The following is a 22,122-nucleotide window of genomic DNA, read 5'->3' as shown; positions in this document are numbered from 1 at the left end:
CCCGCGCTCGGGCCTAGCGGGCCTCGTCGTCCAGGAACTTCTGGAACCCCTGGTTGGCGGTGTCGGCTGCCGCCGCCGCGTCCCTGCCGGTGATGGCGTCGACGATCGGCTGCCCGACGATCTCCCGGGCCTGCGCCACCCGCTCGACCAGCGGCCGGTCGTGGCCCACGCCGTTGGCGAGGCTCACCGTGATCGCGTCGGCCATGTCCTGCGGGTAGGTCGAGATGCCCTCCGGGTTCTCCCAGACGGAGGTACGCGCACCCGGCACACCGGCCTTCTGCTGCTCCAGCGTCTGCTGCTTGCCGGCGGCCCACTCGATGAACTTCCAGGCGTTGGTCTGGTTCTCCGAGCCCTCGTTGATGGCCAAACCCCACGAGGGGATGTTGTACGGCTTCGAGCCGGCCGGACCGGCCGGGAACGGCGCGAACCCGACGGTCTCGGAGACCTTCGACTTGCTCGGGTCGGTGGCGTTCTTGTAGAGCGAGTTGGCCTCCGGGTAGAAGGCGGCCTGGCCCTGGGTGAAGATCGCCATCGCCTCGGACCAGCTCATGTCGGTGCTGACGTTGGCCGGGCCGTGCTCGCGCAGCAGCCCGCCGTAGTAGGCGTACGCCTGCTTGGCGGCGTCGCTGTTGACGGCGGCCTTGCCTTCGGCGTCGACGAAGTCACCGCCGAAGCTGTAGAGGAAGCTGGAGAACTGGGTGACGGCGGCGGCCTTGCCGGTGCGGGCGACGAAGCCCGCCACGCCCTGGTTGTCCGCCTCGATCTTCGCCGCCTGGGTTTTCAGCTCGTCGAGCGTCTGCGGCGGGGCGGTGAAGCCCGACTTCTCCAGGAGGTCCTTGCGGTAGTAGAGGACCTGCTGCTCGGTGATGATCGGGATGCCGACCACCTTGTCCTCGTACGTGGTGGCGCCCAGCGGCGCGGCCTGGAAGTCGTCCAGGCCGAAGTCGGCGCTCTCCTTGGCGCGGTCGGTCAGGTCCGCGAGGTACTTGTTCTTCGCGAACAGCCGGCCTTCCTGCAGCGGGCGGTACATCATCACGTCGATGTCGCTGGCGCCCGCGTTGAGCTTGACGTTGTACTGGTCCGAGAGCTGGTCCTCACCGAGCTGGGTGACCTCGACCTTGAGGCCGGTCTCCCGCTCGAACTCCGGCAGCGCCTTCCGGATGTTCTCGGTCCAGACGTGGTTGACCAGCGTCACCTGCACGGTATCCGAGGCGCCGCTGTCGGCACCGCCGCCACAGGCGGACAGGGCCATGGCGGCAACTACCGCCAGTGATGTCCCAATTGTCGATCGACGTCCCACGTCCGTCTCTCCTTCTGTCCTGGTCACCGCCCCGGGGGAAGGGCATCGACCTCGGCCTTTTACATCCGCTTAACATCGGGATGCTAGGCCGAAAAAGCAGACTTATACAAGGGGTAGACCTAACTGATATGATCCAAGGCGTGGATCTGACCTCGCCGGGGGCCGCGCCGGCCCAGACCGCCCCTGTCGAGGCCGGGCTGCACGGGCGCGTCCTCGACCACCTCGGCACCGCCATCTGCGGCGGCGACCTGGCCCCCGGGGCGGTGCTCAACATCGACGAGCTGGTCGAGCGTTACGCGGTGTCCCGCTCGGTGGTCCGCGAGGTGCTCCGGGTGCTCGCGTCGATGGGGTTCATCGAGACCCGTCGGCGCGTCGGCGTCATGATCCGCCCGGCCGGCGACTGGAACGTCTTCGACCCGCAGGTGATCCGCTGGCGGCTCGCCTCGGCGGGGCGCATCGCCCAGCTCCGCTCGATCACCGAGTTGCGTACCGCGGTGGAGCCGCACGCCGCCTGGCTCGCCGCGCACCGCGTCGACCACGACGAGGCGAGCGATCTGGTCGGCCTGGCCGCCAAGATGTGGGCCGCCGGCAAGGCCGGCGACGAGGAGCGCTTCCTCGGCCTGGACATCGAGTTCCACCAGCGGGTGCTACGCGCCTCGGGCAACGAGATGTTCATCAAGCTGCAGCAGCTGGTGGCCGAGGTGCTGACCGGCCGGCACCACTACCACCTCATGCCGCACCACCCGCACGAGCAGGCGCTCCAACTGCACGCCGATGTCGCGCAGTCGATCCAGCGACGCGACGGAGAGAGCGCGCGGCGGGCCATGAAGCAGATCATGGAACACGCGTTCGACGAGATGGCCTCGATGTGGGAGCGGGAACGCAGCACCGAGCCCCACCCCGCCTGAGTTCCTCCCGCCGCTCGTCCCAGCTGCGGGCCGTCACACCGACACGATCGGCGTGTCCACGAGGTGTTCGGCGATGAACCAGGTCTGTAGCTCGTTGGTCCGGATGACGTTGGACACCAGCAGGTCGTTGCTGCCGTCGTCGCCGGCCTCGGCCACCCGCGCCGCCGCGTCGTGCGCATCGGTGAGGATCGTCTCGTGCGCCTCCAGCAGGCGCGACAGCATCGCCGGCACCTCCTCGGCACCGTTGGGTGGGCGCGGGATCCGGGTCAGCTCGGCCACGTGGCGCGGATCCCCCACGGCGATCCCGCCCAGGGTCTGGATCCGCTCGGCCACCATGTCGACGAGTTCGAGCTGCTCGTCGGCGTGCTTGTCGAGCAGCAGGTGAAGCTGGTAGAAGGTCGGCCCCCGCATGAGCCAGTGGTGCTTCTTGTACAGCGAGTGCAGGATGCGGGTGTCGGCGAGGATCAGGTTCAACCGCTCGCAGGCGTACATCCGGCTGTTGTAGGACAGGGCGACGGGCAACTGCCGGACGCTGCCGAACGCCTGGATCTCACGGCCGTGCTGGTGCAGCCGGGGCTGGCTGTCCGATTCCTGCTTCTGCTGGGTCATGGTCCCCTCCTCGATGCTCGGATGCTCGGTGGGCGCTCAGGCGGCGGTGCGGCCCGCGTCGCCCGGCCCGGCGACGCGGCCCTGCTCGGCGAGAATGCCGGTCGCCTGACCGACCTCGATCAGGTAGCCGTCCGGATCCCGCAGGTAGCAGCGGATCTCCACACCGTGGTCCTTCGGCGCGGTCAGGAACTCCCCACCGCGGGCGCGCCACCGCTCGTAGACCGCGTGCACGTCGGTGACCCGGATGTTGATCGCACCGCTGAGCGTGTCCGAATCCGCCGGCGCCTGCGCCCGTACGGTCGGCTTGTCGTCGGTGGGACCACCCTCGTCGTTGATCACGATGTAGCTGTTGTGGAAGCGCAGGATCGCCGGCTGACGTTCGCGTACCACCGTCGCGCCCAGCACCCGCCGGTAGAACTCCCGCGAGCGGTCCACGTCGCGCACGATCAGCAGGTGGGTCAGGACCACTCCGCCCTCGGGCTGGAAGTAGTCCGGTGCCCCGTCGCCCATCCCCGGCTCCCCCCGTCGGAAAGCCCACGCGTACCCACCCCCGGCCCCCACACACCCCCACCGGCCGGTTGGGCGTGGTTCGCGGCGGCGCCGGTCGGCGGTGCAGAACGCGCCGAGCGGGGGGGTGACGCGACGCCGTGCCGCGGCGACACTGGCAGGGTGAGCTACCAGGACCCGTACCACCAGCGGCAGGGCCTGCCGGGCACCCCGCAGCTGCCCGCACCGTACGCCGCGGCGCCGCCGGTGCACTGGCCGCCGGCGGTCGTCGTCGCCGCGCCCAAGTCGACCGGCGCCGCGATCGCCCTGGAGCTGATCCTCGGCATCTTCGGCATCTTCGGCGTGGGCAGCATCTACGCCGGCCGCGTCGTCACCGGCATCGTCCTCATGGTCTCGTTCTGGGTGCTGTTCTGGATCAACTTCGCGCTGATCTTCCTCGCCGTCGGCCTGGTGACCATGCCGCTGACCTGGCTCGCCTACCTCGCCGGCGGTGCCGTACTGGCGGCGCGCGCCGTCGACCAGCACAACCTGCGCGCCATCGGCGCCTGAGCCCGCGCAGGCTCCCCCGCGCGATCGGCCCCCGAGCCCGCGCGCCGGACGCTGCCGTCGTCGTCGGCAGCGGCCACGCACGTCGGGGGCGGTGCGTACGATGCGGCGCATGGCATTACTGCATCGGGCCGAGCTGCACCCCACCAAACTCGAACTGCTGGCGACCTGGCTGCCGACCCGCGACTGGTACGAGGGGGATTCCGGCGCCGAGGTGGTGCGCGTGGCCGCGTACCGGTTCGACGACCCGGCCGGCGAGGTCGGGATCGAGACGCTGCTGGTCCGCGCCGGCGACGGGCCGGTGCACCAGGTGCCGCTGACCTACCGTGATGCGCCGCTGGGCAGCACCGACGGCTGGCTGGTGGGCACCGTGGAGCACTCGGTGCTGGGCACACGCTGGGTCTACGACGCGCCCGTCGACCCGGTGTACGCTGCCGCGCTGGCCGGTGCGGTCCTCGCCGGCGCCGGGCAGGCGGAGGAATACTTCGAGGTCGACGGCCGGCGCGAGGTGCGCCTGCCGAGCATGGAGATCGCCAACGATGCCCCCGGTGGCGCCGGGCTGCCCGACGTCGGGGCGGTACGCCGGGTCGTCGACGGCGACCCGACGGTCATCGTCACCGACACCGTCGAGCTGGGCGTGATCCGCCGCCCCGGCATCGTGCCCGCCTCGGGCGCCGCCGCGTTGGGCGGCACGTTGACCGGCACGTGGGGCGGGGTCAGCGCACCCCTGGCGTACGCCTCGGTGCGCTGACCGCCTGGGTGCGCTGACGCCCGACGCGGCCGGGGCCGGCTACGGCCGCGTGGACAACGGTGACGTCCCCAGCGTGCGCACCACCGTCGAAGACACCGCGGCCAGCTCGGGCTGCGCAGGAAGAAACACCGTGGGCACGCCCAGCGACTGGTTCATCGCGGCGAGCCGGTACTCGGTCTGCAGGTCGGTGGTGTTACGCACGCCGCGAACGATCACGCCTGCCCCGTGGCGACGGCAGTAGGTGGCGGTCAGCCCGCGCCAGGCGGCAACGGTGACGGTGGTCCACTCGACCGGCAGCACGGCCCGCACAGCGGCCGCCCGCTCCTGCTCGTCGGTGCCCGGATGCTTGCTGCTGTTGACCGCGACGAGCACGACCACTTCGTCGAAGAGGTCGCGTGCCCGGCTCACCACATCCACATGCCCCGGGGTGAAGGGATCGAAGCTGCCGGGGTAGACCGCTCGCACGCCCCTGTCGGTGCTCACGGCCCGACTGTAGATACCGGCCGTCGGATCCTGCCGTCGGGGGGCCGGCGGCGGGTGAGCGGGTCAGGCCAGGATGACGGGGTTGGTGAGGGCGGCCATCTGGCGGTCGGGGTGGCGTACCTCGACCCGGACGAAGCCGCTGTCCCGCGCGGTGGTGCGCCACTCGACCGAGCCCGCCCCGCCGGCCGGGAGCCGTTCCCGGTGCACGACGCCGTGCTCGGTGTGCAGGCTGACGGCGCCGGAGGGCACCCCGGACACCTGCACGCGTACGGTGACCGGTTCGCCGCCGGAGTCCAGGCGTTCGCCGATGCCCGCGACGCGGTCGGCGGCCGACCCGGTGAGTTCCAGCCCGACGGCGGCCGATCCGGCGATCCAGCTCCGGCCGGCGCGCAGGCCCGCGAGCACCGCGTCGGTGCTCAGCTCCTCGGCGAAGACCACCGTGTGCGGCGTGCCGAGCTGGCCGGCGAGGTGGGCGTCGCTGTTGCCGACCGCCGGCCACCACCGTCCCTCGTGGACGTCGTAGGCGAGGTTGCGGCCCCACTCGGCCAACGCCGCCTCGTTGTCGGCGTTCCAGGGCAGGTCCGAACTCCACTGCCCGTTCCACACCTCGATCGCGTCGAACCAGCGGTACGGATACCCCAGGACCCCGGACGGGTACGGCGCGTACGGGTGTGCGGCCACACAGAGTCCACCCGGCCGGCGTACCTGTGCCAGGTGCCGGTCGATGACGTCGTCCCGGACGCCGTACGCCCAGTCGACCTGGTGCCCGGGATCGAGGCCGAGGGCGAGCCAGTGCCCGGTGCGGGTGGTGACCTCCTGTCCCAGGATCACCAGCAGGTCATCGCCCGCGTACGGGCCCCATGCGCCGTGCCCGGCCGAGGTGTTGTGCTCGGTGGTGGCCACGAAGTCCAGCCCGAGGGCGCGGGCGGCGACGGCGAGCTGCCCCGGGGCCAGGTCCGCGCCGTGGGAGAGCACCGTGTGCACGTGGCAGTCGCCCCGGCACCAGCCGGGGCCCCGGCCCGCCGCCCGCCGGGCCGGGAACCGCTCAGCTGCCACCGCCCGAACTACTGGCACCGGCCCGAATCTAGTCGCGCGAGGGTCGCATGAGGCGCTCGGCGGTGCCGAACGCGAAGCCGCGCGAGCCGATCAGCTCCGTGTCGTCCCGCTCCCAGGTCAACCGGTCGACCACGTCGACGACGCCCGCGAGCTTTGCCGCGTGGTCGGCGACGATGCCGGCGAGACTACGACTCTCGACGGTGCCGGACAGCGTCACGACGCCGTCCACCACACCGACCTCGACGGCGCTCGGGTCGACCCACAGGCCGCGCAGCACGTTCTCGACGATGTCGGCGCGGATCTCCGCATCCGCCCGCGTGTGGATCCGCAGCAGGTCCCGGCGGGACACCACACCGACGAGCCGCCGTTCGGCGTCCACGACCGGCATCCGCTTGATCTGCTCCGCCTCCAGCCGCCGGGCCGCCGCGACGACGGACGCGGTGGGTTCGACCACGATCGCCGGCGCGGTCATCAGGTCGGCGGCGACGGTGGCCCGCGCCTTCGCCGCCAGGCGGCGCAGGCCGCTCACGAGCCGGCGCTCCCGCTCCTCCCCCGCGGCCTCGACCTTGTGCAACAGGTCCGCCTCGGATACGACGCCGAGGACCCGGCCCTCCGCGTCGACCACCGGCGCCGCGCTCACGCCGCTGTTCACCAACGCGTCGACAACCTCGCGGTACGACGTGTCGGCCGCCACCGACACGACGTCGCGCGTCATCACATCTTCGACCGTCCACTGTCTCTTCTTCAGGGTGTTGGTGGTCATCGCCTCCTCCTTACCCCCGTCACTTACCCACTTCCAGCCTGCCACCACCGCATATGTCGCCGGCAGGGGCGTTGGACCTCTCCTACCGGGGTAGGAGGGGACGACCCGACCACCGGCCGCGGACGGCCCGACAACCGGCCGCAACCGTGGCCCGCGGTCGGGCGACGTCCGCGCCTGCCCGCACCAGCATCGGAAGCATGACTACCAACCTTTCCGGGCGGGCGCGTTGGCACCGCCCGCTGATGGTCTTCGTCTCGGCGATGGCGGTGCTCGCCGTCGTCTGCGCGGTCGGCATCGTCGCCGATCAGCGGGTCCTGACCGGTGTGCCGATCTGGCTCAAGCCGTTCAAGTTCTCGGTGTCCTTCGTGCTGTACGGCATCACCCTGGCCTGGATGCTCTCGCTGCTGCGCCGCCGCAGCCGGATCGCGGAGTGGGCGGCCACCGTCGTGGTCGCCATGGGGGTGGTGGAGATGGCCGTCATCGTCGGGCAGGTGCTGCGCGGCACCACCAGTCACTACAACGAGACCAGCGAGCTGAACGCCGTACTGTGGCTGCTGATGGGTACGGCAATCATGGTGCTGTTCGCCGCGCACGTCGTCATCGGCGTCGCGGTGCTGCGCCAGCCGATCGCGGACCGGGCCGCCCGGTACGCGGTGCGCCTGGGGCTCGGCCTGGCGCTGCTCGGCATGCTGGTGGCGATACCGATGACCATGCCCGGCCAGGCGCCCGCCGTCGAGGGCATCGCCGGCGCACACAGCGTCGGCGTACCGGACGGCGGGCCGGGGCTGCCGCTGGTCGGCTGGAGCACCATCGGCGGGGACCTGCGGATCGGGCACTTCGTCGGGCTGCACGGGTTGCAGGCGCTGCCCATCCTGGCGCTCCTGCTGGGTCGGTTCTCCGGGGGCCGGCTGGACGAGCGCACCCGGGCGCGGCTGCTGCTCGTCGCGGGCCTCGCGTACGGCGCGTCGACGATCCTGTTCACCTGGCAGGCCCTGCGCGGGCAGCCGCTGCTGCGGCCGGACGCGCTCACCCTGGCCGTCGCGGCGGCGCTGGTGGCGGCCACCGCAGCCGCCGTCGCGGGGGTGCTGGCGGGCCGCCGGGCCCCAGCGGCCACGACGACGGCACCGGTCACCGTGACCGCGCCGGCCACGGCCACACCGCCGGCACCGGCCATGGCGATGACGGTGGCGACTGCGGGCGACGGACGCGAGGAGGTGCACCAGTGAGCGGTACGTTGTTCACGCTGACGTTCGCGGTGGCCGCGCCCTTCTGGGCGCTGATGATCCTGCTGCCCAACTGGGCGGTGACGGCACGGATCATCCGGTCGCCGCTGATCGTGGCGCCGGTCGTCGCGATCTACGCGATCCTGGTGCTCCCGGCGCTCGGGGAGCTGCTGCCGGTCGTGGCCTCCCCGACCCTCGACGGCGTGCGGGAGCTGCTGAGCGGCGCCGACGGCGCGGCGGCGGCCTGGGCCCACATGATCGCGTTCGACCTGTTCGTCGGCCGGTGGGCGTGGCTGGACAGCCGGGAACGGGAGATCCCGGCACTGGTGATGGCGCCGGTGCTGGTGCTGACGATCCTGCTGGGGCCGCTCGGCCTGGCCGCCTACCTGGCCGTCCGTCCCCGATGGGCGCCGTCGCCGGCCACTCGTGACCCCGACCCGCACCGCCTAGGCTGACCGTCGTGGGCCGGCTGAGGCGACTGTTCGACGCGCGCGAGTCCCTCGCGCGGATGGTGTTGCTCGTCCTGTCCGGCCTGGGATATCTGGCCTTCGGTGCCGTGGGCGCGCCGACGACCGCGCAGGCGATCCTCGCGGCGCTCGCGTTCGCCGTCGGCCTCGGGTTCCACCGCCGGCCGCTGGTCAACCTGGTGGCGCAGGCCGCGCTGCTGGCGGTCGCGATCTGCCTCGTCGACGACTTCCTGGTCAACCAGGTGGGGGCCAGTTGGGCGCTGTTCGAGCTGACCATGCGGGCCCGCCGGAGCCGGACCATCTGGCTCGCCGCCGGGCTGCTGGCCGCGGTCGACCTCACCGACTCGATCGGCGACCCGCTGCCGCTCTTCCTCTCCGGTGTGTTCGGGTTGCTGCTGGAGGTCGGCATTCCGCTGCTGCTCGGGCTGGTCATCCGGACCACCCGGGAACTCGGTCAGCAGGCGCGGCAGCGGGTGGCGGAGGAGCAGCGCCGGCGCGAGTCGGAGAGCCGCGCCGCCCGCGCCGACGAACGCAGCGCCATCGCCCGGGAGCTGCACGACGTGGTCGCGCATCACGTGGCGTCGATGGTGCTGCGGGTCGGCGTGGCCCGGCACGTACTGACCGACCTGGATCCCCGGGTGGGGGCGGTCTTCGACGACGTGCACGGCACCGGCGCCGCGGCGCTGGCCGACCTGCGCCGGCTGGTGGCGGTGTTGCGCGACCCCGACGGCGTACGCGGCGACGCGGCGCTGACCGCCATCGAGCCGGCCGCCCTGCCGGCCGCCCTCGGCGCGGCGATCGACCGGGCCCGCCAGGCCGGTGTCACCGTGGAGGCCGACATCGACCCGGCGGTCGGTTCGCTCGACGCGGTGCGGGGCCTGGCGGTGTTGCGCCTCACCCAGGAGTCGCTGACCAACGTGGCCAAGCACGCGGGGACGTCCGCCGTGGCGCGCCTGTCGGTCGGCGTGGTCGACGGGGCCGTCCGCTGGGAGGTGGTCGACGACGGGCACGGCTGGGTGCCGGTCACGGTGCCGGCCGGTGGCGGCCATGGCCTCACCGGAATGCGCGAACGGGTCGAGGTGCTCGGTGGGCAGTTGACGGCCGGGCCGACCGGCGCGGGTTGGCGGGTCGCCACCGTGCTGCCCGCCCCGACCTCCGGGTCGCCCCCGTCGCCCCGCGGCACACCGTCCCCGCCATCGCCGGACGACGAGGCCGCCGTCGGGCCGCGCGCGGCGGAGCCGGCATGATCCGTGTCCTGCTGGTCGACGACCAGCATCTCATCCGCGCGGGCCTGCGCATGCTCTGCGAGGCACAGCCCGACATCGAGGTCGTCGGCGAGGCCGACAACGGTCGCGACGCGATCTCCCTCGCCGCCCGGCTCGTCCCCGACGTCGTCGTGATGGACCTGCGCATGCCGGGCGTCGACGGGATCTCCGCGACCAGCCGGATCCTCGCCGACCGGCCCGGCATCCGGGTCCTGGTGCTGACCACGTTCGGCGACGACGACCATCTCTATCCGGCGTTGACCGCCGGCGCCTGTGGTTTCCTGCTCAAGGACGCACCGCCGGCCGATCTGCTGGACGGCGTGCGGCGGGCCGCGGCCGGCGACAGCCCGTTCAGCCAGGAGGTGCTGGGTCGCCTGGTGCACCGCGCGGTGCACGCCCGCACCGAGACACCCCCGCCGGTCGACGGGCTGACCGCCCGCGAGCAGCAGGTGCTGAACCTGGTCGCCGAGGGGCTCTCCAACGGCGAGATCGCCGAGCGGCTGCACATCGGCGTCACCACGGTGAAGACCCACATCACCAGCCTGATGACGAAGACGGGCAGCCCCAACCGGGTGCGCCTGGCGCTGTTCGCCCGGGGCGTCTGAGCGGTCGCCACCCGTCGCGCGGTTCACCGCCGTGGATCGCGCCTACATCCAGCCGTCCAGGCCCTTGCACGCTGTAGTGACACCGACCACGATGGGATCATGGCTGATGGATTGATCCTGCAGGTGGTTTCCGACGGGCCGATCACCGACGAGGAACTGGCCGAGCAGGCACGCCATCTCAAGGACCACCTGAACGAGCTTTCCGGCGTCGAGGCGACGGAACTGGCCACCGAGGCCGCGCCGGGCACGCGGGACACGGCCAGCTACCTCTTCGGCCTCCTCGCCCTCGCCGTCTTCACCGTGCCGACGGCCAAGCGGGCGGCGGCGGACATCCGCCACCTGGCCGAGGTGATCAAGCGCTACCAGGAGCGCAACCGGGGCAAGCGGCTGCGGATGACCCTCCCGGACGGCACCGAGATCGACGTGCGGGACGTGTCGGAGAAGACCCTGGCCGAGGTGATCAAGTCGGTGTCGGTGCCCCGGCAGGGCACCGTGGCCGTGCCGGAGAAGGTCGACGGTGACTGACGCGGGGGCGTCCGGGCCCGGTGGACACCCGGGGTGAAGCGCGCGCTCCTGCTCGGTGTGGGCAGCTACGCCAGCGAGGCGTTACCCGCCCTCGACTCCCCCGCCAGCGACCTCAAGGACTGGGCCCGGCTGCTGCGGGATCCGACCCTCGGCGCCTTCGACGACGTGCGGGAGACCCTCGACGCCGACTCGCACGCCGTGCAGCTCGCCCTCTACGACTTCCTGACCGGCGCCGACCCCCACGACTTCCTGCTCGTGTACTACTCCGGCCACGGTCGACTGCACCACGGCCACCGGCTCTACCTCACCGCGACCGACACCGACCCGGACCGCCTGCCGCCGACCTCGGTACCGACGGACGAGCTGCGGCACTGGATCGACGAGTGCCGGGCCGGTGAGCTGGTACTGATCCTCGACTGCTGCCATGCGGGCGCCTTCGGCGACCTCAAGCAGCGCGGGGATCGCAGCCGCATCGTCGTGGTCTCCGCCGGGGCGACCGAGCTGGCGCACGAGGGCGACGGCCACAAGCAGCACGCGCTGCCGTCGGCGTTCTCCGGTCCCTTCCTGGAGGGGCTGCGCACCGGCGGCGCCGACCGCGACGGCAACGGGATCATCAGCGTCCGGGAGGCGTTCGAGTACGCCGCCGTCCGGATGGTCGACCGGGAACGCCGGCAGACACCACAGATGCGGGCCGCCGGCGTCGGTGATCTGATCCTCAGCAACGCGCCGCGCCGGCCCGAGCTGGTCCCGGAGGACCTGCTCGCGCTCACCCGCAGCCCGCTCGCCTCGGCGCGGGTGCTGGCCGTGGACGAGCTGAGCAACTGGGCGTACGGCAACCAGCGCAGCCGTGAGCAGTTGGTGGCCGCCTTCGAGACGCTGGAGAACCTGGAACGGGATCCGGCGGAGCGGGTGGCCGAACGGGCCCGCCAGGCCCTGTCGGGCCGGCTCCGGGTCACCCGCGCCGAGGTGGCGGAGGAACCCGGGCCGGAGCCGCCGGACGAGCCGGGCTGGGCGGCCGGCAGCACGTTCTACGAGGTCAACGTCCGGTTCTTCTACGACTCCGACGGCGACGGTCACGGTGACCTGCGGGGCGTCACCGAGAAGCTGGACTACCTGCGCCGACTCGGGGTCGACTGCCTCCTGCTCAATCCGATCATGGCCGCTCCGTCGCCGGGTGACGGCCGCGCGGCGTCCGACTTCGAGGCGATCGACGAGGGTCTCGGCGCGCCGTCGCACCTGCTGGAGCTGCTCAGCCTCGCCCACCGGCAGGGGCTACGGGTGGTGCTGGACCTGGTGCTGAACCACACCAGCGACCAGCACCCGTGGTTCCAGGCGTCCCGCAGCGACCCGGACGGCCCGTACGGCGACTTCTACGTGTGGAGCGACTCGGACGAGGGATACGCCGAGGCCGACGACCCGCTCGGCAGCCACGGCGCGGGGTGGACCTACGACGGCCGCCGGCGACAGTACTACTGGCACCGCTACGGCCGGCACGAGCCGGACCTGAACTACGACGCGCCCGAGGTGCGGGCCGCGATGCGCGACGTGATGGACTTCTGGCTCCGGCAGGGGGTCGACGGCCTGCGCCTGCTCACCGTCCCCTACCTGTTCGAGCGCATCGGCACGTCGAGCAAGGGGCTCGACGAGACGCACGGCTACCTACGCGAGCTGCGGTCCTGGCTGGACTCGACGTACGCCAACCGGATCCTCATCGCGTGGAGCGAGGACTGGCCGACCGGTGCCGGCTCCTACTTCGGCACCGACGAACACCCCGAGTGCCACCTGGTGATGTACGCCTCGCTCATGCCGAGCCTGCTGCTGGCGATGCGGCGCGAGACGCACCGGCCGGTGTCCCGGGTGCTGGCCCAGATGGGCGACCAGCCGGCCGACCGGCACTGGGCGGTGTTCCTCCGCAACGGCGACGAGATGCCGCTGGGTCTGCTGCACGAGCGGGAACGCGACGACCTGCTGCACGCGTACGCGCCGCTGGCCCGGATGCGGGGCGCGACCGGCATCCGCCGGCGGACGGCGACCCTGCTCAACGACGACCGGGGGCAGCTGGAACTCGCGTTCGCGTTGTTGCTGTCGATGCCGGGCGTCCCGGTGCTGTACTACGGCGACGAGATCGGCATGGGCGAGAACCTCGCACTCCCGGGTCACCTGGCCTTCAACACGCCGATGCAGTGGGCGCCGGACCGCAACGGGGGATTCTCCGTCGCGCAGCCCGAGAACCTGCCGGCGCCGCCGATCCACGCCTCGATCTACGGCTACATGGCGGTCAACGTGGAGAACCAGCTCCGCTCCCGCTCCTCGCTGCTGCACGTGGTCGAGAAGCTCATCGAGACGCGGCACGCCTGGCCGGCCTTCTCCCGCCCCGGCTGCCGGATTGTCCGGTCGACCAACCCGGCCGTGCTCGCGTTCCTGCGCGGTGAACCCGACGACGAGGTGCTCTGCCTGTTCAACTTCTCGCAGTACCCGCAGACGACGACGCTGACCCTGGCCTCGTACGCCGGGCGCCGGCCACGGGAGCTGATGGGCGGTGCCGAGTTCCCGCCGGTGCGCTCCTCCGGCGAGTACGACCTCGGCGTGGCCGGTCACGGCGTCTTCTGGCTCTCGCTCTCCACCGTGCCGGTGCCGTAGCTGACCGCGCGCCGCCGATCACAGCGCAGCGCGCCGCCGTCGCGGGCCCGGCGCCGTCAGACCTGGTGCGGCGCCGCGCGGCGGGCGTCGGGGGGCCAGAGGACCGTGGTCGGGATGCCCCGCTGGCGCGCCCACCGGACGGTCCGGTCGGTCGACGCGGCGTGACAGCCCGGTTCACCGTCCCAGACCGCCACCAGCCGCTGTACGCGCAGCACCAGCTCCCGGTTGGCGGCGGCGTAGGCGGCGGTGCCGGAGGTGCGGTAGCCGGTGTGGATGACGCGGGTCGCCCGGCGCAGCAGCTCGTCGAAGGCGGCCCGGCCCGCGGGGCCGATCGTGTCCCGGTAGTCCCGGGCGGGCAGGATCACCTCGTACGTGCCGCCGCTGTCCAGGACCGCGCGGGCGAAGATCTGGTCGGTGCCGGCCGCCAGGCAGGTGACGCCGTGCACCGGCCGGTCGCTGATCCGGCGCAGCTCGACGCGGAGCGCGTCGGCGACGAGCCGCTCGGTGGCCGGGGTCAGGTTGATGTGGCCGGTGACCCCGAGGCGGACCGGTACGCGATCAGGCGCCATCGGCCGGCCCTCCCCACTGAGCGGGCACCGCGGGACTCAGCCGGATCAGCTCGAACCCGCTGTCGGACAGCACGTCGGGCAGGGCCCGGATCTCCTCGCGGTTCTGCTCCTGGACGGCGGGGGGCAGCTCGTCCCAGGGCCGCAGTGCGGGGTGCCGTCGCCGGGCCTCGTCCCGCAGCTGTCCGTACGTCCAACCGTCGCCGCGCCGCTCCCGGCACCACCGTTCGTGTTCGAGCCGGGCCAGCTGCTCGACCCGGTCGTCGATGGCCCGGCCGGCGGCCGAGGCGTCGCCGGCGCTGCCGTGCCGGGGTGCCACGACGCAACCCAGGTTCAACAGCTTGGCCGCGATGTCCTGGACATGGCTGCGGTTGGCCCGCCGCAGGGACTCGGGCAGCCGGGACCAGGGCACCATTGCGGGGGCGTCGCCGAGGCGCACCCCGGCCCGATGCTGGGCGTGCAGGTACCGGGCGTGGATCTGCTGGGCCAGTCGCTCGGTAAGGTCCTCGGCGATCAGTCGGGCATCGCAGGCGTGGGTCAGCACCGGATAGAGCCGCAGCTTGCCGTGCACCTCGTCGAGCAGGTCGTGGCGGGCGTCGCCGTGGAAGGCGGCGGCGAGCGCGGCCTGCCGGTAGACCGGTACGAAGACCGCGCCCTGCGCCCCCCGCCAGAGCGCGGACGTGTCCAGCGCGAACTGCAGGCCGCTGATCTCGTCCGGTGCGCAGATGTAGATGCGGTCGTAGCCCTCGGCGACGAACTGGTCCAGCCCGAGCAGCCCGTCGATGTCCCGGTCGTACGCGGACAACCGGCAGACGTCGGCCAGGAACGGGTAGCGGGAGACGGCAAGGGTGAGTTCGCGGCGGGCGTCCGGCGCCACGAGGTCCACCTGTAGCGGCCGGGCGCTCCGGCCGCCCTCGGTCCGGTGTGCGCGCCAGTGCCGGGCGCTCTCCACCAGCAGGGCGCGGCGGAAACTGCCCTCGCCGGCGATGAGGACCTTCGTCGGCCGGCTGAGGGCGGACGGCAGCGGGTGGTGCCGGTGCAGTGCGCGGGCGGCGATGTCGTCGACGTGGAAGTAGTCCAGCCGCAGGCGGCTGGAGCCGGCGGCGCCGAGCCGCCGGGCCTGCAACGACAGGCACATCTCGGGATCGTGGACCTGCACGTACACCCGGGGTGGGTGCCGCCGGTCCTGGATCAGCCGGTTGGCGGTGTTGGCGATCGCGTGGTTACGGTCGGCGTCGTCGGTGCAGGCGTAGACGGTGTGCGCCCGCGACAGGCCGGCGCCGCGCAGCACCTCCACACTGGTGGCGTCGCCGACGACGCCGAGATAGCGGCGCCGGCGGTACTCCAGCGGCCCGAACGGCTCGGAGCGCACCACGACCACGCGTTCACCGTCGGCGTAGAGGCGGTCGGCGAGCATGTGGGCGAACTGCGAGTCGCCGCAGACGACCGCGTGGCCGCTGGCGCGGCGGGCGCGCAGCCGGCGGATCTCGGCGGCCAGCAGCAGCCGGCCGGCCTCGGCCACGGCGAGCAGGGTGAACAGCGGTGCGACGAACCGGGCGACCTGCAGCTGCCACGGGTAGGGGCCCGGTTCCTCGAAGAGCTCGGCGCTGAGGAAGAAGAGTTGCAGGTCGTAGTAGAGGATGTCGTAGCGGTCCGCGATGGCATCCGGCCGCACCTCCGACAGGCGTTCCAGGCCGATGTAGCCGAGCACCGAAGCGAACACGCCGATCACCGCGAACACAACCCGCAGCCACCACGCGGCGGGCCGGGCCGCACCGGGGACCGGGTGCGTCATGCGCGTCATGCTATGGGACGAAGTCGATCAAGAGGGCTCTCGACGTGCCCGCCGGTCGGCTACTTCTGCCCAGGTGGGGCCGGTCAGCAGCAGCGGCTGTTCGGACGGCTTTCGAGCCGCTGTGTCTTGTCGCGTTCGAACACCGCCCGGGGGACGGGTCGGGTCTGCGGGTGATGGCGCCGCAGATGACTGACATAGCGCTCGTAGTCGTTCTCGCCGACGACCTCCCTGACGTACCACAGGGCGAACCGGCCGGTGCGGGCCAGGGCCGACCAGGCGGACCTGGCCCGGCCCCGGGCCCGCGGCCAGCTCACTCGCGACCAGCCAGGACCGCTGGCTCCTCCGGCGACTCGGGGCGGTGCTGCGCCCACAGCTGCTGGATCCGCTTCTCCTCGGCCGTGGCGAACAGTCCGGCCGGCGCGAAGACCTTGGACGGTTCGTGCGGATGTTCCGTGTCGCTGGTCCGCCCACTGCGCAGATGGGACACACAGACCCGGATGGCGTCGGCCAGGATGACGAGGATGAGCACGGCGAAGAGGATCGACAGCGCCCCCTGGACGAAGGTGTTGCGCACCACCGCCTCCATCTGGTCGAGGTTCGCGGCCGGCCCGAGCTGGGTCTGACCCGCCGCGATCGCGTCCTTGTACTGGATGTGTTGCGCCCAGTAGCCGATCCTCGGATCGTCGCTGAAGATCTTCTGCCAGCTCGCGGTAAGCGTGACGACGGCATCCCACACCAGCGGGATGCCGGGCACCCACGCGTACCGGACGCGTCCGGTCTTGCACAGGATGGTGACGCACACGGCCAGCGCGACCGCGGCCAGGAGCTGGTTGGAGATGCCGAAGAGCGGGAACAGCGTGTTGATGCCGCCCAGCGGGTCGGTGACGCCCATGAGCAGGATCGATCCCCACGCCGCGACGATGATGGCGCTGGCGACGATCGAGCCGACCTTCCAGGACGTGTCCTTGAACCGCGGAATCACGTTGCCGATGGTGTCCTGCAACATGAACCGCCCGACGCGGGTGCCGGCGTCGACCGTGGTGAGGATGAACAGGGCCTCGAACATGATGGCGAAGTGGTACCAGAACGCCTTGGCACCGGCCCCGCCGAAGATCGTGCTGAGGATCTCGGAGATGCCGATGGCGAGGGTGGGTGCCCCGCCGGTACGCGAGACGAGCGACTCCTCCTCCACGGCGGCCGCCGCGGCGGTCAGGTCCTCGGCGGTGATCGAGACGCCGGCCAGACCGAGGTTGTTCACGAACTCCGCGGCGCCGGCCGCGGTGCCGCCGGTGGCGCCGGCGGACGAGTTCATCGCGAAGTACAGCCCCTGGTCGATCGTGCACGCCGCGACCAGGGCCATGATGGCGACGAACGACTCGGTCAGCATGCCGCCGTAGCCCACGAGGCGGACCTGACGCTCCTTCTCGATCATCTTCGGCGTGGTGCCGGAGGCGATCAGCGCGTGGAAGCCGGAGAGCGCACCGCAGGCGATGATGATGAAGACGAACGGGAACAGTGCGCCGGCGAAGACGGGGCCCTCTCCGTTGAACGCGAAGTCGGTGAATGCCGGCATGGTCGTGTTCGGCGCCGCCACCAGGATGCCGATGGCCAGCAGGCCGATGGTCCCGACCTTCATGAAGGTCGACAGGTAGTCGCGCGGCGCCAGCAGCATCCAGACGGGCAGCACGGATGCGGCGAACCCGTAGCCGATCAGGCACCAGACCAGCGTCACCTTGTCGAGGGTGAAGATCGGGGCCAGGGACGAGGCGGCGATCCAGCCACCGGACACGATGGCCAGGATGAGCAGGCCGCACCCGAGGAGGCTCACCTCGACGATCCGGCCGGGGCGCAGGTAGCGCAGGTAGACGCCCATGAAGAACGCGATGGGGATGGTCATGGCGATGGAGAACACGCCCCACGGCGACTCGGCCAGCGCGTTGACCACGACCAGCGCGAGCACCGCCAGAATCATGATCATGATTGCCAGCACCGCGACGAGCGCCGCGACCCCGCCCACCGGGCCGATGTCCTGCCGGGCCATCTGCCCCAGGGAACGCCCGTTGCGCCGCAACGAGAAGAACAGGATCATCAGGTCCTGCACGGCGCCGGCGACGACCACACCGACGATGATCCAGATGGTCCCCGGGAGGTAGCCCATCTGCGCGGCCAGTACCGGGCCGACCAGCGGCCCCGCCCCGGCGATCGCGGCGAAGTGGTGACCGTAGGTGACCCGCCGGTCGGTGCGGTGGAAGTCGAGCCCGTTCTCCAGCCGCTCGGCCGGGGTGGCCCGGGTGTCGTCGGCCCGGAGCACCCGGGTGACGATGAACCGGGCGTAGAACCGGTACGCGATCGCGTACGAGCACAGGGCCGCGAAGACGAACCAGATGGCGTTGACCGTCTCGCCACGCCCCAGTGCCAGGATCGACCAGGCGACGCCGCCGAGCAGCGCGATGCCGGCCCAGACGGCGATCCGTGGCGGCGTCCACCTCGGCGGGCGGTCGTCCGGGACGCTCACCGGAGGTTGCTGCTCCTGCACAACCATGGGGTACTCCCTGTCCATCGATGCGGCGGTGGTGGTCGCCGAACGGCACGCCGGACCGGGGACGCGGTCGTGATCGGGCGCCGTACGGATTGAGCCTGTTCGCGACGAGAAGAGTGGGTGAGATATTTTTCGTGATCATTCGCCTGCCCGGCGACCGTTGTCAATCCCCTGCGGCCGGACGGGATTCCCACCGGCCCGCCCTTTATCGCAGGTTAGACAGATCTGTCGCCTGGCAAGGTCCGCCGCGATGGCTACTGACGGCTACGATTCGAAGACGGCCCGAAAGCACGGAGGAGCGGTGCCGGCCCGTGCCGTGGGAGTTCCTGGTGTCCAGACCAGAGCTACCGGAGGATCAGAAAGATGGACGCAACCGAAGATCCACCGGCGGTCGGTCCGGTCAACCCGTTCTCCCCGACGGCGGTCGCCAGGGTGTCCGAGGGCGGGGCGCCGTCGACCACGGTCACCACCGCCGCCATTCGCGACGCGCTCGCCCACGTGGACCACTACCTGCGCAGCGGCGACGGCGGCACGGTCGCGGTGGTGGGTGACTACGGCACCGGCAAGACACATCTGGCCGCGGAGCTGCTGGCCCACACCCGTGGGGCCACCGGCGGGACGGTCACCGCGATCTACCTCGACGCGCCCGCCGACACGTTCCTGTCACTGAGTCGCCAGTTCCTCGGTCGGCTGTCCCGCGACACGGTGCGCGCCCTGCTTGACGAATACCGGGCGGAGCCATCACCTGGCGTGGCCGCGCCGGGCGACACCCCGGACGGGCCACCAGACGCCGGGCGGCTCCGCGAACGGTTACGGGCGGAGCTGGCCCAGGTCACCACCGATCCGTCCGTCGGCACGGTGCTGGCCATGCTGCTCGATCCCGCCACCGAGGCGGCGTCGTGGGACTGGCTGATGGGTTACCCGCCCGGGCCGGGCCTGGAGGCGGCCGGCGTCCCCGCCCGGACCGATGTGGAGTCCGACGCGGTGACGATGATGGGGGCTCTGGCCCTGCTGTGCGCGCACCGCCGCGAACGCTTCGTGCTGGTGCTCGACGAACTGGACAAGATCCTCTCGGCGGCCGGCGATCCGGGCGACGACACGATGGCCCGGTTCTCTCGGATGATCGAGATCTTCGCGACGGCCGGCGCCCTCCTGGTGATTGCCGGGCTGCCCGACATGTTGCACCTGCTCAGCCCGGATGTGCGGCAGCGGATCGGGCCGGTCGTGCGAATGTCCGCGCTGAACGCGCAGGACGTGCGGGACTTCATCCGGCGCAGCCAGCTCCACACGTTCGGTCACGCGCGGCTGGCACCGTTCACGGTGGAGACCACCGAGTACCTCACCAACCTGACCGACGGGGTGCCCCGCCGGTTGATCCGGCTGTGCTACCACCTCTACCAGCGGGCGGCGCAGGCCGACACACCGGTCACCCACCTCATGGTCCGTGAGGCGGTACGGGTCCAGTTCGACCTGGCCAGCAGGCAGGATGTCGCCGCCGACGTGCGGCGAGTGCTCACCCAGGACGGCTGGTCGTACCAACGCGACCATCTGGTGGGTTCGCTACGGGACCTGCCGGTCGACTTCTGGGTGCCGCTGGAGGAACACGGCGCCGGCTGTTGCGTGCTGCTGTCCGAATCGGTGCTCAAGTCCGAGGAGGTCGACGCGCTCAACCGGCGGGTGGTGGCGATCCGGGCGGCGGTGCCGGACAGCGAGGTCATCCTGGTCGTCGTCGGGCACCTGCCGGCGGAGTTCGCCGCCGACCTCGCCGAGACGTTCAGTGTGGAGCCGATCGTCTACGACCCGCAGTCCTTTCCCGAGGATCTGTCGGGCAGCATCAGGGCCTCCCTACGCCGGCTTGAACAGGCGCTCGGCGCGGACGCGCTGACCTCGGTCCGCACGCGGGTGGAGCGCATCCAGCGCCAGCAGACCAACGCCCAACGCTCCATCGAACGGCTGTCGTACCAGCTGGACGAGATTCGGGACGACCTTCGCCACGATCTCCGGGGCCCGGGGCGGCGGGACCATCCACCGGCGGCACGGCCGACGGTGGGTGCGGCGTTGCCGGGGCCGGTCGCCCGGCTCTTCGTCGAGGCCATCGAGGCCCTCGACCAGCTCACCGGCTTCGACCGCCACCTGCGCGACGCGTTCGCGCCGCCCGGCACCGAGATCCGACGAGCGGTCGAGGACGCCGCGCCGCTGCGCTCGGGGTTGCGCTCACGGGACGTGCAGCGGGCACTGGGCACGTCGATGGTGCTACGACGGCTGATCGAGGCGTTCCGCGACGGCGTCGAGGGCTGGTACGCGGGCCACCGCCGCGTACCTCGTCCGGGGGACCTGGGCCGGTTGGACCGGCTCTGTGAGACCTACGACGGCATCGCCGAGTACCTGCCGCTGTTCCAACTGGACGTGCTGGGTGACCTGGCCGTGCCCGGTGACGGCGGCCCGATCGAGCCGCCGGAGCGCTCCCGCAGTTGGTCGGAGGCGCGATCGGTGTTCGACGGGCTGAGCGATCGGGTGCGGCGGCTGGTGGTGAACGCCTGACCACCGTCATCCTCACCTCACGTGCTGGTTCGGGTCTCCGACCCCGTCAGCTGCCGTCCCAGCGCTGACATGTCGAGATCTGCCTGAGTGACCCAGTCCTGGTCGAGCGCGACCCCGAAGAGGTACTCCTCCGGGGCGAGCAGGTAGTAGAAGACCGCACCGATCTCCAGGTCGAGCACCATGCGTTCGACCTGACCGGCCACCGTGCGGCGCAGGTCCCGGCTGACCTGTAGGGACAGTAGTGACAGGTCACCGGCCAGGCGTTCGTAACGGGCGCGCCGGCCGGCCACGGTCACGCCGCGGTTGAAGAAGACCTCCAGGTCCGGGTGACGCAGGATGTCGGCCGCGGCCGTCTGCTCGCCCGCCCGGTGGTGGCTGAGATAGTGCAGCCCGGCGGGCCGCAGCGCCGTGGCGAGCAGACCGCTGGCCTCCGGTGGACCGACCACGTGAGCCGCCAAGTCGGCGGTCGGCGCCGACACCGGCGCCCCGCCGGCGGTCAGCCAGCCGCCCGGATTCTGCGAGGGCAGCCGCACCAGCTGACGCAGTGCGCTGGCGAGTTGGGCGGCCGCCCGGTCGATCTCGCTCGACCGGGACGGGTCGGCCACCGCGTCGGTGCTGGTCGACGGAAGCGACCCGAATCCCACCACGTGTTCGCCACCGGTCACGGTGTTGCAGAAGACGAGATCCGCCCGGGTCTGGACGGCCAGCCGGACCAGCCCGCCACACTGGAGCTCCCACACCCGACGGCTGAGGTCGGCCGCCCGGTAGACGAGTTGGGCGCCCACCCGCCGGTACGCCTCGCGGCGCTGCGCGGGCTCGGCGTCGTCAACGGCCGCCGGAGCCGACGCGTGACCCAGGAGGTCCAACGAGAAGTCGAGCACACCGCCGGTGTAGTGCGCGATGTGGAAGATGCCGGTACCGCGGAGCAGCAACTCCCGGCACAGGTTTCGCTTCTTGCGGAATCCGGGCACATCCTGCTCGGCCGACTCCTCCTCCAGCGCGTCGATCAGCTGCGGATCCGTCACCTGGCCAC

At 71.7% G+C, this 22,122-nt stretch carries 21 protein-coding genes; 10 read left to right on the top strand and 11 right to left on the bottom strand.

The window, feature by feature from the left end; translation table 11 throughout:
* Positions 1 to 13 precede the first annotated feature (13 nt).
* Positions 14 to 1,252 (bottom strand): sugar ABC transporter substrate-binding protein, encoded by a 1,239-nt coding sequence (locus O7615_RS27345; RefSeq protein ID WP_278180654.1) that lies wholly within the window; start codon positions 1,250 to 1,252, stop codon positions 14 to 16.
* Positions 1,253 to 1,440: 188 nt separating this feature from the next.
* Here O7615_RS27345 and O7615_RS27340 point away from each other — a divergent pair, with 188 nt between their 5' ends.
* Positions 1,441 to 2,208, top strand: a complete 768-nt coding sequence (locus O7615_RS27340; protein ID WP_278180653.1) for an FCD domain-containing protein — start codon at positions 1,441 to 1,443, stop codon at positions 2,206 to 2,208.
* Between the two features lie 33 nt (positions 2,209 to 2,241).
* Here O7615_RS27340 and O7615_RS27335 read toward each other — a convergent pair whose 3' ends face one another.
* A complete protein-coding gene (locus tag O7615_RS27335; protein ID WP_278180652.1) occupies positions 2,242 to 2,817 on the bottom strand; it encodes a DNA starvation/stationary phase protection protein in 576 nt (191 codons plus the stop codon).
* 36 nt (positions 2,818 to 2,853) lie between these two features.
* Complete coding sequence (locus O7615_RS27330) at positions 2,854 to 3,327, bottom strand: VOC family protein (RefSeq protein ID WP_278180651.1); 474 nt, start codon at positions 3,325 to 3,327, stop codon at positions 2,854 to 2,856.
* A 159-nt stretch (positions 3,328 to 3,486) separates the two neighbouring features.
* Here O7615_RS27330 and O7615_RS27325 point away from each other — a divergent pair, with 159 nt between their 5' ends.
* Positions 3,487 to 3,873, top strand: a complete 387-nt coding sequence (locus tag O7615_RS27325) for a hypothetical protein (protein ID WP_278180650.1) — start codon at positions 3,487 to 3,489, stop codon at positions 3,871 to 3,873.
* 109 nt (positions 3,874 to 3,982) lie between these two features.
* Positions 3,983 to 4,621 (top strand): hypothetical protein, encoded by a 639-nt coding sequence (locus O7615_RS27320; protein WP_278180649.1) that lies wholly within the window; start codon positions 3,983 to 3,985, stop codon positions 4,619 to 4,621.
* A 39-nt stretch (positions 4,622 to 4,660) separates the two neighbouring features.
* Here the strand turns inward: O7615_RS27320 and coaD are convergent, their stop codons facing one another.
* The 3 genes from coaD to O7615_RS27305 form a co-directional block, all read right to left on the bottom strand.
* Positions 4,661 to 5,104: a pantetheine-phosphate adenylyltransferase gene (gene coaD / locus O7615_RS27315; protein ID WP_278180648.1), complete on the bottom strand. Its 444-nt coding sequence runs from the start codon at positions 5,102 to 5,104 to the stop codon at positions 4,661 to 4,663.
* Positions 5,105 to 5,167: 63 nt separating this feature from the next.
* Positions 5,168 to 6,178 (bottom strand): CehA/McbA family metallohydrolase, encoded by a 1,011-nt coding sequence (locus O7615_RS27310; protein WP_278180647.1) that lies wholly within the window; start codon positions 6,176 to 6,178, stop codon positions 5,168 to 5,170.
* Between the two features lie 10 nt (positions 6,179 to 6,188).
* A complete protein-coding gene (locus tag O7615_RS27305) occupies positions 6,189 to 6,923 on the bottom strand; it encodes a CBS domain-containing protein (protein ID WP_278180646.1) in 735 nt (244 codons plus the stop codon).
* Between the two features lie 197 nt (positions 6,924 to 7,120).
* Between O7615_RS27305 and O7615_RS27300 the strand changes: the two genes are divergently transcribed.
* From O7615_RS27300 to O7615_RS27275, 6 genes are all read left to right on the top strand, one after another.
* Complete coding sequence (locus O7615_RS27300) at positions 7,121 to 8,149, top strand: hypothetical protein (RefSeq protein WP_278180645.1); 1,029 nt, start codon at positions 7,121 to 7,123, stop codon at positions 8,147 to 8,149.
* Entirely contained in the window at positions 8,146 to 8,601 is a 456-nt protein-coding gene (locus O7615_RS27295; RefSeq protein WP_278180644.1) for an ABA4-like family protein, read from the top strand. The genes O7615_RS27300 and O7615_RS27295 overlap by 4 nt, the downstream gene beginning before the upstream one ends.
* Before the next feature lie 5 nt (positions 8,602 to 8,606).
* Positions 8,607 to 9,860 (top strand): histidine kinase, encoded by a 1,254-nt coding sequence (locus O7615_RS27290; protein WP_278180643.1) that lies wholly within the window; start codon positions 8,607 to 8,609, stop codon positions 9,858 to 9,860.
* Positions 9,857 to 10,483, top strand: coding sequence for a response regulator transcription factor (locus O7615_RS27285; RefSeq protein WP_278180642.1), 627 nt, complete (start codon positions 9,857 to 9,859; stop codon positions 10,481 to 10,483). The genes O7615_RS27290 and O7615_RS27285 overlap by 4 nt, the downstream gene beginning before the upstream one ends.
* Positions 10,484 to 10,582: 99 nt before the next feature.
* On the top strand, positions 10,583 to 11,008 hold the full coding sequence (locus O7615_RS27280; RefSeq protein ID WP_278180641.1) for a hypothetical protein: 426 nt from the start codon (positions 10,583 to 10,585) through the stop codon (positions 11,006 to 11,008).
* Positions 11,009 to 11,041: 33 nt separating this feature from the next.
* Positions 11,042 to 13,648 (top strand): alpha-amylase family glycosyl hydrolase, encoded by a 2,607-nt coding sequence (locus O7615_RS27275; RefSeq protein WP_278180640.1) that lies wholly within the window; start codon positions 11,042 to 11,044, stop codon positions 13,646 to 13,648.
* Between the two features lie 56 nt (positions 13,649 to 13,704).
* Here the strand turns inward: O7615_RS27275 and O7615_RS27270 are convergent, their stop codons facing one another.
* From O7615_RS27270 to O7615_RS27255, 4 genes are all read right to left on the bottom strand, one after another.
* Positions 13,705 to 14,217: a hypothetical protein gene (locus O7615_RS27270; RefSeq protein WP_278180639.1), complete on the bottom strand. Its 513-nt coding sequence runs from the start codon at positions 14,215 to 14,217 to the stop codon at positions 13,705 to 13,707.
* Positions 14,207 to 16,009 (bottom strand): RyR domain-containing protein, encoded by a 1,803-nt coding sequence (locus O7615_RS27265; RefSeq protein ID WP_278180638.1) that lies wholly within the window; start codon positions 16,007 to 16,009, stop codon positions 14,207 to 14,209. The genes O7615_RS27270 and O7615_RS27265 overlap by 11 nt, the downstream gene beginning before the upstream one ends.
* An 83-nt stretch (positions 16,010 to 16,092) precedes the next feature.
* On the bottom strand, positions 16,093 to 16,323 hold the full coding sequence (locus tag O7615_RS27260; RefSeq protein ID WP_278180637.1) for a YbdD/YjiX family protein: 231 nt from the start codon (positions 16,321 to 16,323) through the stop codon (positions 16,093 to 16,095).
* Positions 16,320 to 18,551, bottom strand: coding sequence for a carbon starvation CstA family protein (locus O7615_RS27255; protein WP_278180636.1), 2,232 nt, complete (start codon positions 18,549 to 18,551; stop codon positions 16,320 to 16,322). Before O7615_RS27255 ends, O7615_RS27260 begins: the two co-directional genes overlap by 4 nt.
* A 360-nt stretch (positions 18,552 to 18,911) precedes the next feature.
* Here O7615_RS27255 and O7615_RS27250 point away from each other — a divergent pair, with 360 nt between their 5' ends.
* Positions 18,912 to 21,089, top strand: a complete 2,178-nt coding sequence (locus O7615_RS27250) for an AAA family ATPase (RefSeq protein ID WP_278180635.1) — start codon at positions 18,912 to 18,914, stop codon at positions 21,087 to 21,089.
* 17 nt (positions 21,090 to 21,106) lie between these two features.
* On the opposite strand, the gene O7615_RS27245 is transcribed toward O7615_RS27250, so the two are convergent.
* Positions 21,107 to 22,114, bottom strand: a complete 1,008-nt coding sequence (locus O7615_RS27245; protein ID WP_278180634.1) for a hypothetical protein — start codon at positions 22,112 to 22,114, stop codon at positions 21,107 to 21,109.
* Between the last annotated feature and the right edge of the window lie 8 nt (positions 22,115 to 22,122).

This window comes from Micromonospora sp. WMMD1082 (assembly GCF_029626175.1).
Taxonomy (GTDB): Bacteria; Actinomycetota; Actinomycetes; order Mycobacteriales; family Micromonosporaceae; genus Micromonospora.
The sequence above is the reverse complement of the archived record's forward strand: the minus strand, read 5'-3'. Positions and strand labels throughout refer to the sequence as shown.

Coding starts and splice junctions, on each gene's coding strand:
- O7615_RS27270 (WP_278180639.1), bottom strand. CDS start 14,217: ATGGCGCCTGATCGCGTACCGGTCCGCCTCGGGGTCACCGGCCACATC.
- O7615_RS27335 (WP_278180652.1), bottom strand. CDS start 2,817: ATGACCCAGCAGAAGCAGGAATCGGACAGCCAGCCCCGGCTGCACCAG.
- O7615_RS27300 (WP_278180645.1), top strand. CDS start 7,121: ATGACTACCAACCTTTCCGGGCGGGCGCGTTGGCACCGCCCGCTGATG.
- O7615_RS27320 (WP_278180649.1), top strand. CDS start 3,983: ATGGCATTACTGCATCGGGCCGAGCTGCACCCCACCAAACTCGAACTG.
- O7615_RS27330 (WP_278180651.1), bottom strand. CDS start 3,327: ATGGGCGACGGGGCACCGGACTACTTCCAGCCCGAGGGCGGAGTGGTC.
- O7615_RS27285 (WP_278180642.1), top strand. CDS start 9,857: ATGATCCGTGTCCTGCTGGTCGACGACCAGCATCTCATCCGCGCGGGC.
- O7615_RS27255 (WP_278180636.1), bottom strand. CDS start 18,551: ATGGTTGTGCAGGAGCAGCAACCTCCGGTGAGCGTCCCGGACGACCGC.
- O7615_RS27280 (WP_278180641.1), top strand. CDS start 10,583: ATGGCTGATGGATTGATCCTGCAGGTGGTTTCCGACGGGCCGATCACC.
- O7615_RS27305 (WP_278180646.1), bottom strand. CDS start 6,923: ATGACCACCAACACCCTGAAGAAGAGACAGTGGACGGTCGAAGATGTG.
- O7615_RS27345 (WP_278180654.1), bottom strand. CDS start 1,252: ATGGCCCTGTCCGCCTGTGGCGGCGGTGCCGACAGCGGCGCCTCGGAT.
- O7615_RS27265 (WP_278180638.1), bottom strand. CDS start 16,009: ATGACGCACCCGGTCCCCGGTGCGGCCCGGCCCGCCGCGTGGTGGCTG.
- O7615_RS27250 (WP_278180635.1), top strand. CDS start 18,912: ATGGACGCAACCGAAGATCCACCGGCGGTCGGTCCGGTCAACCCGTTC.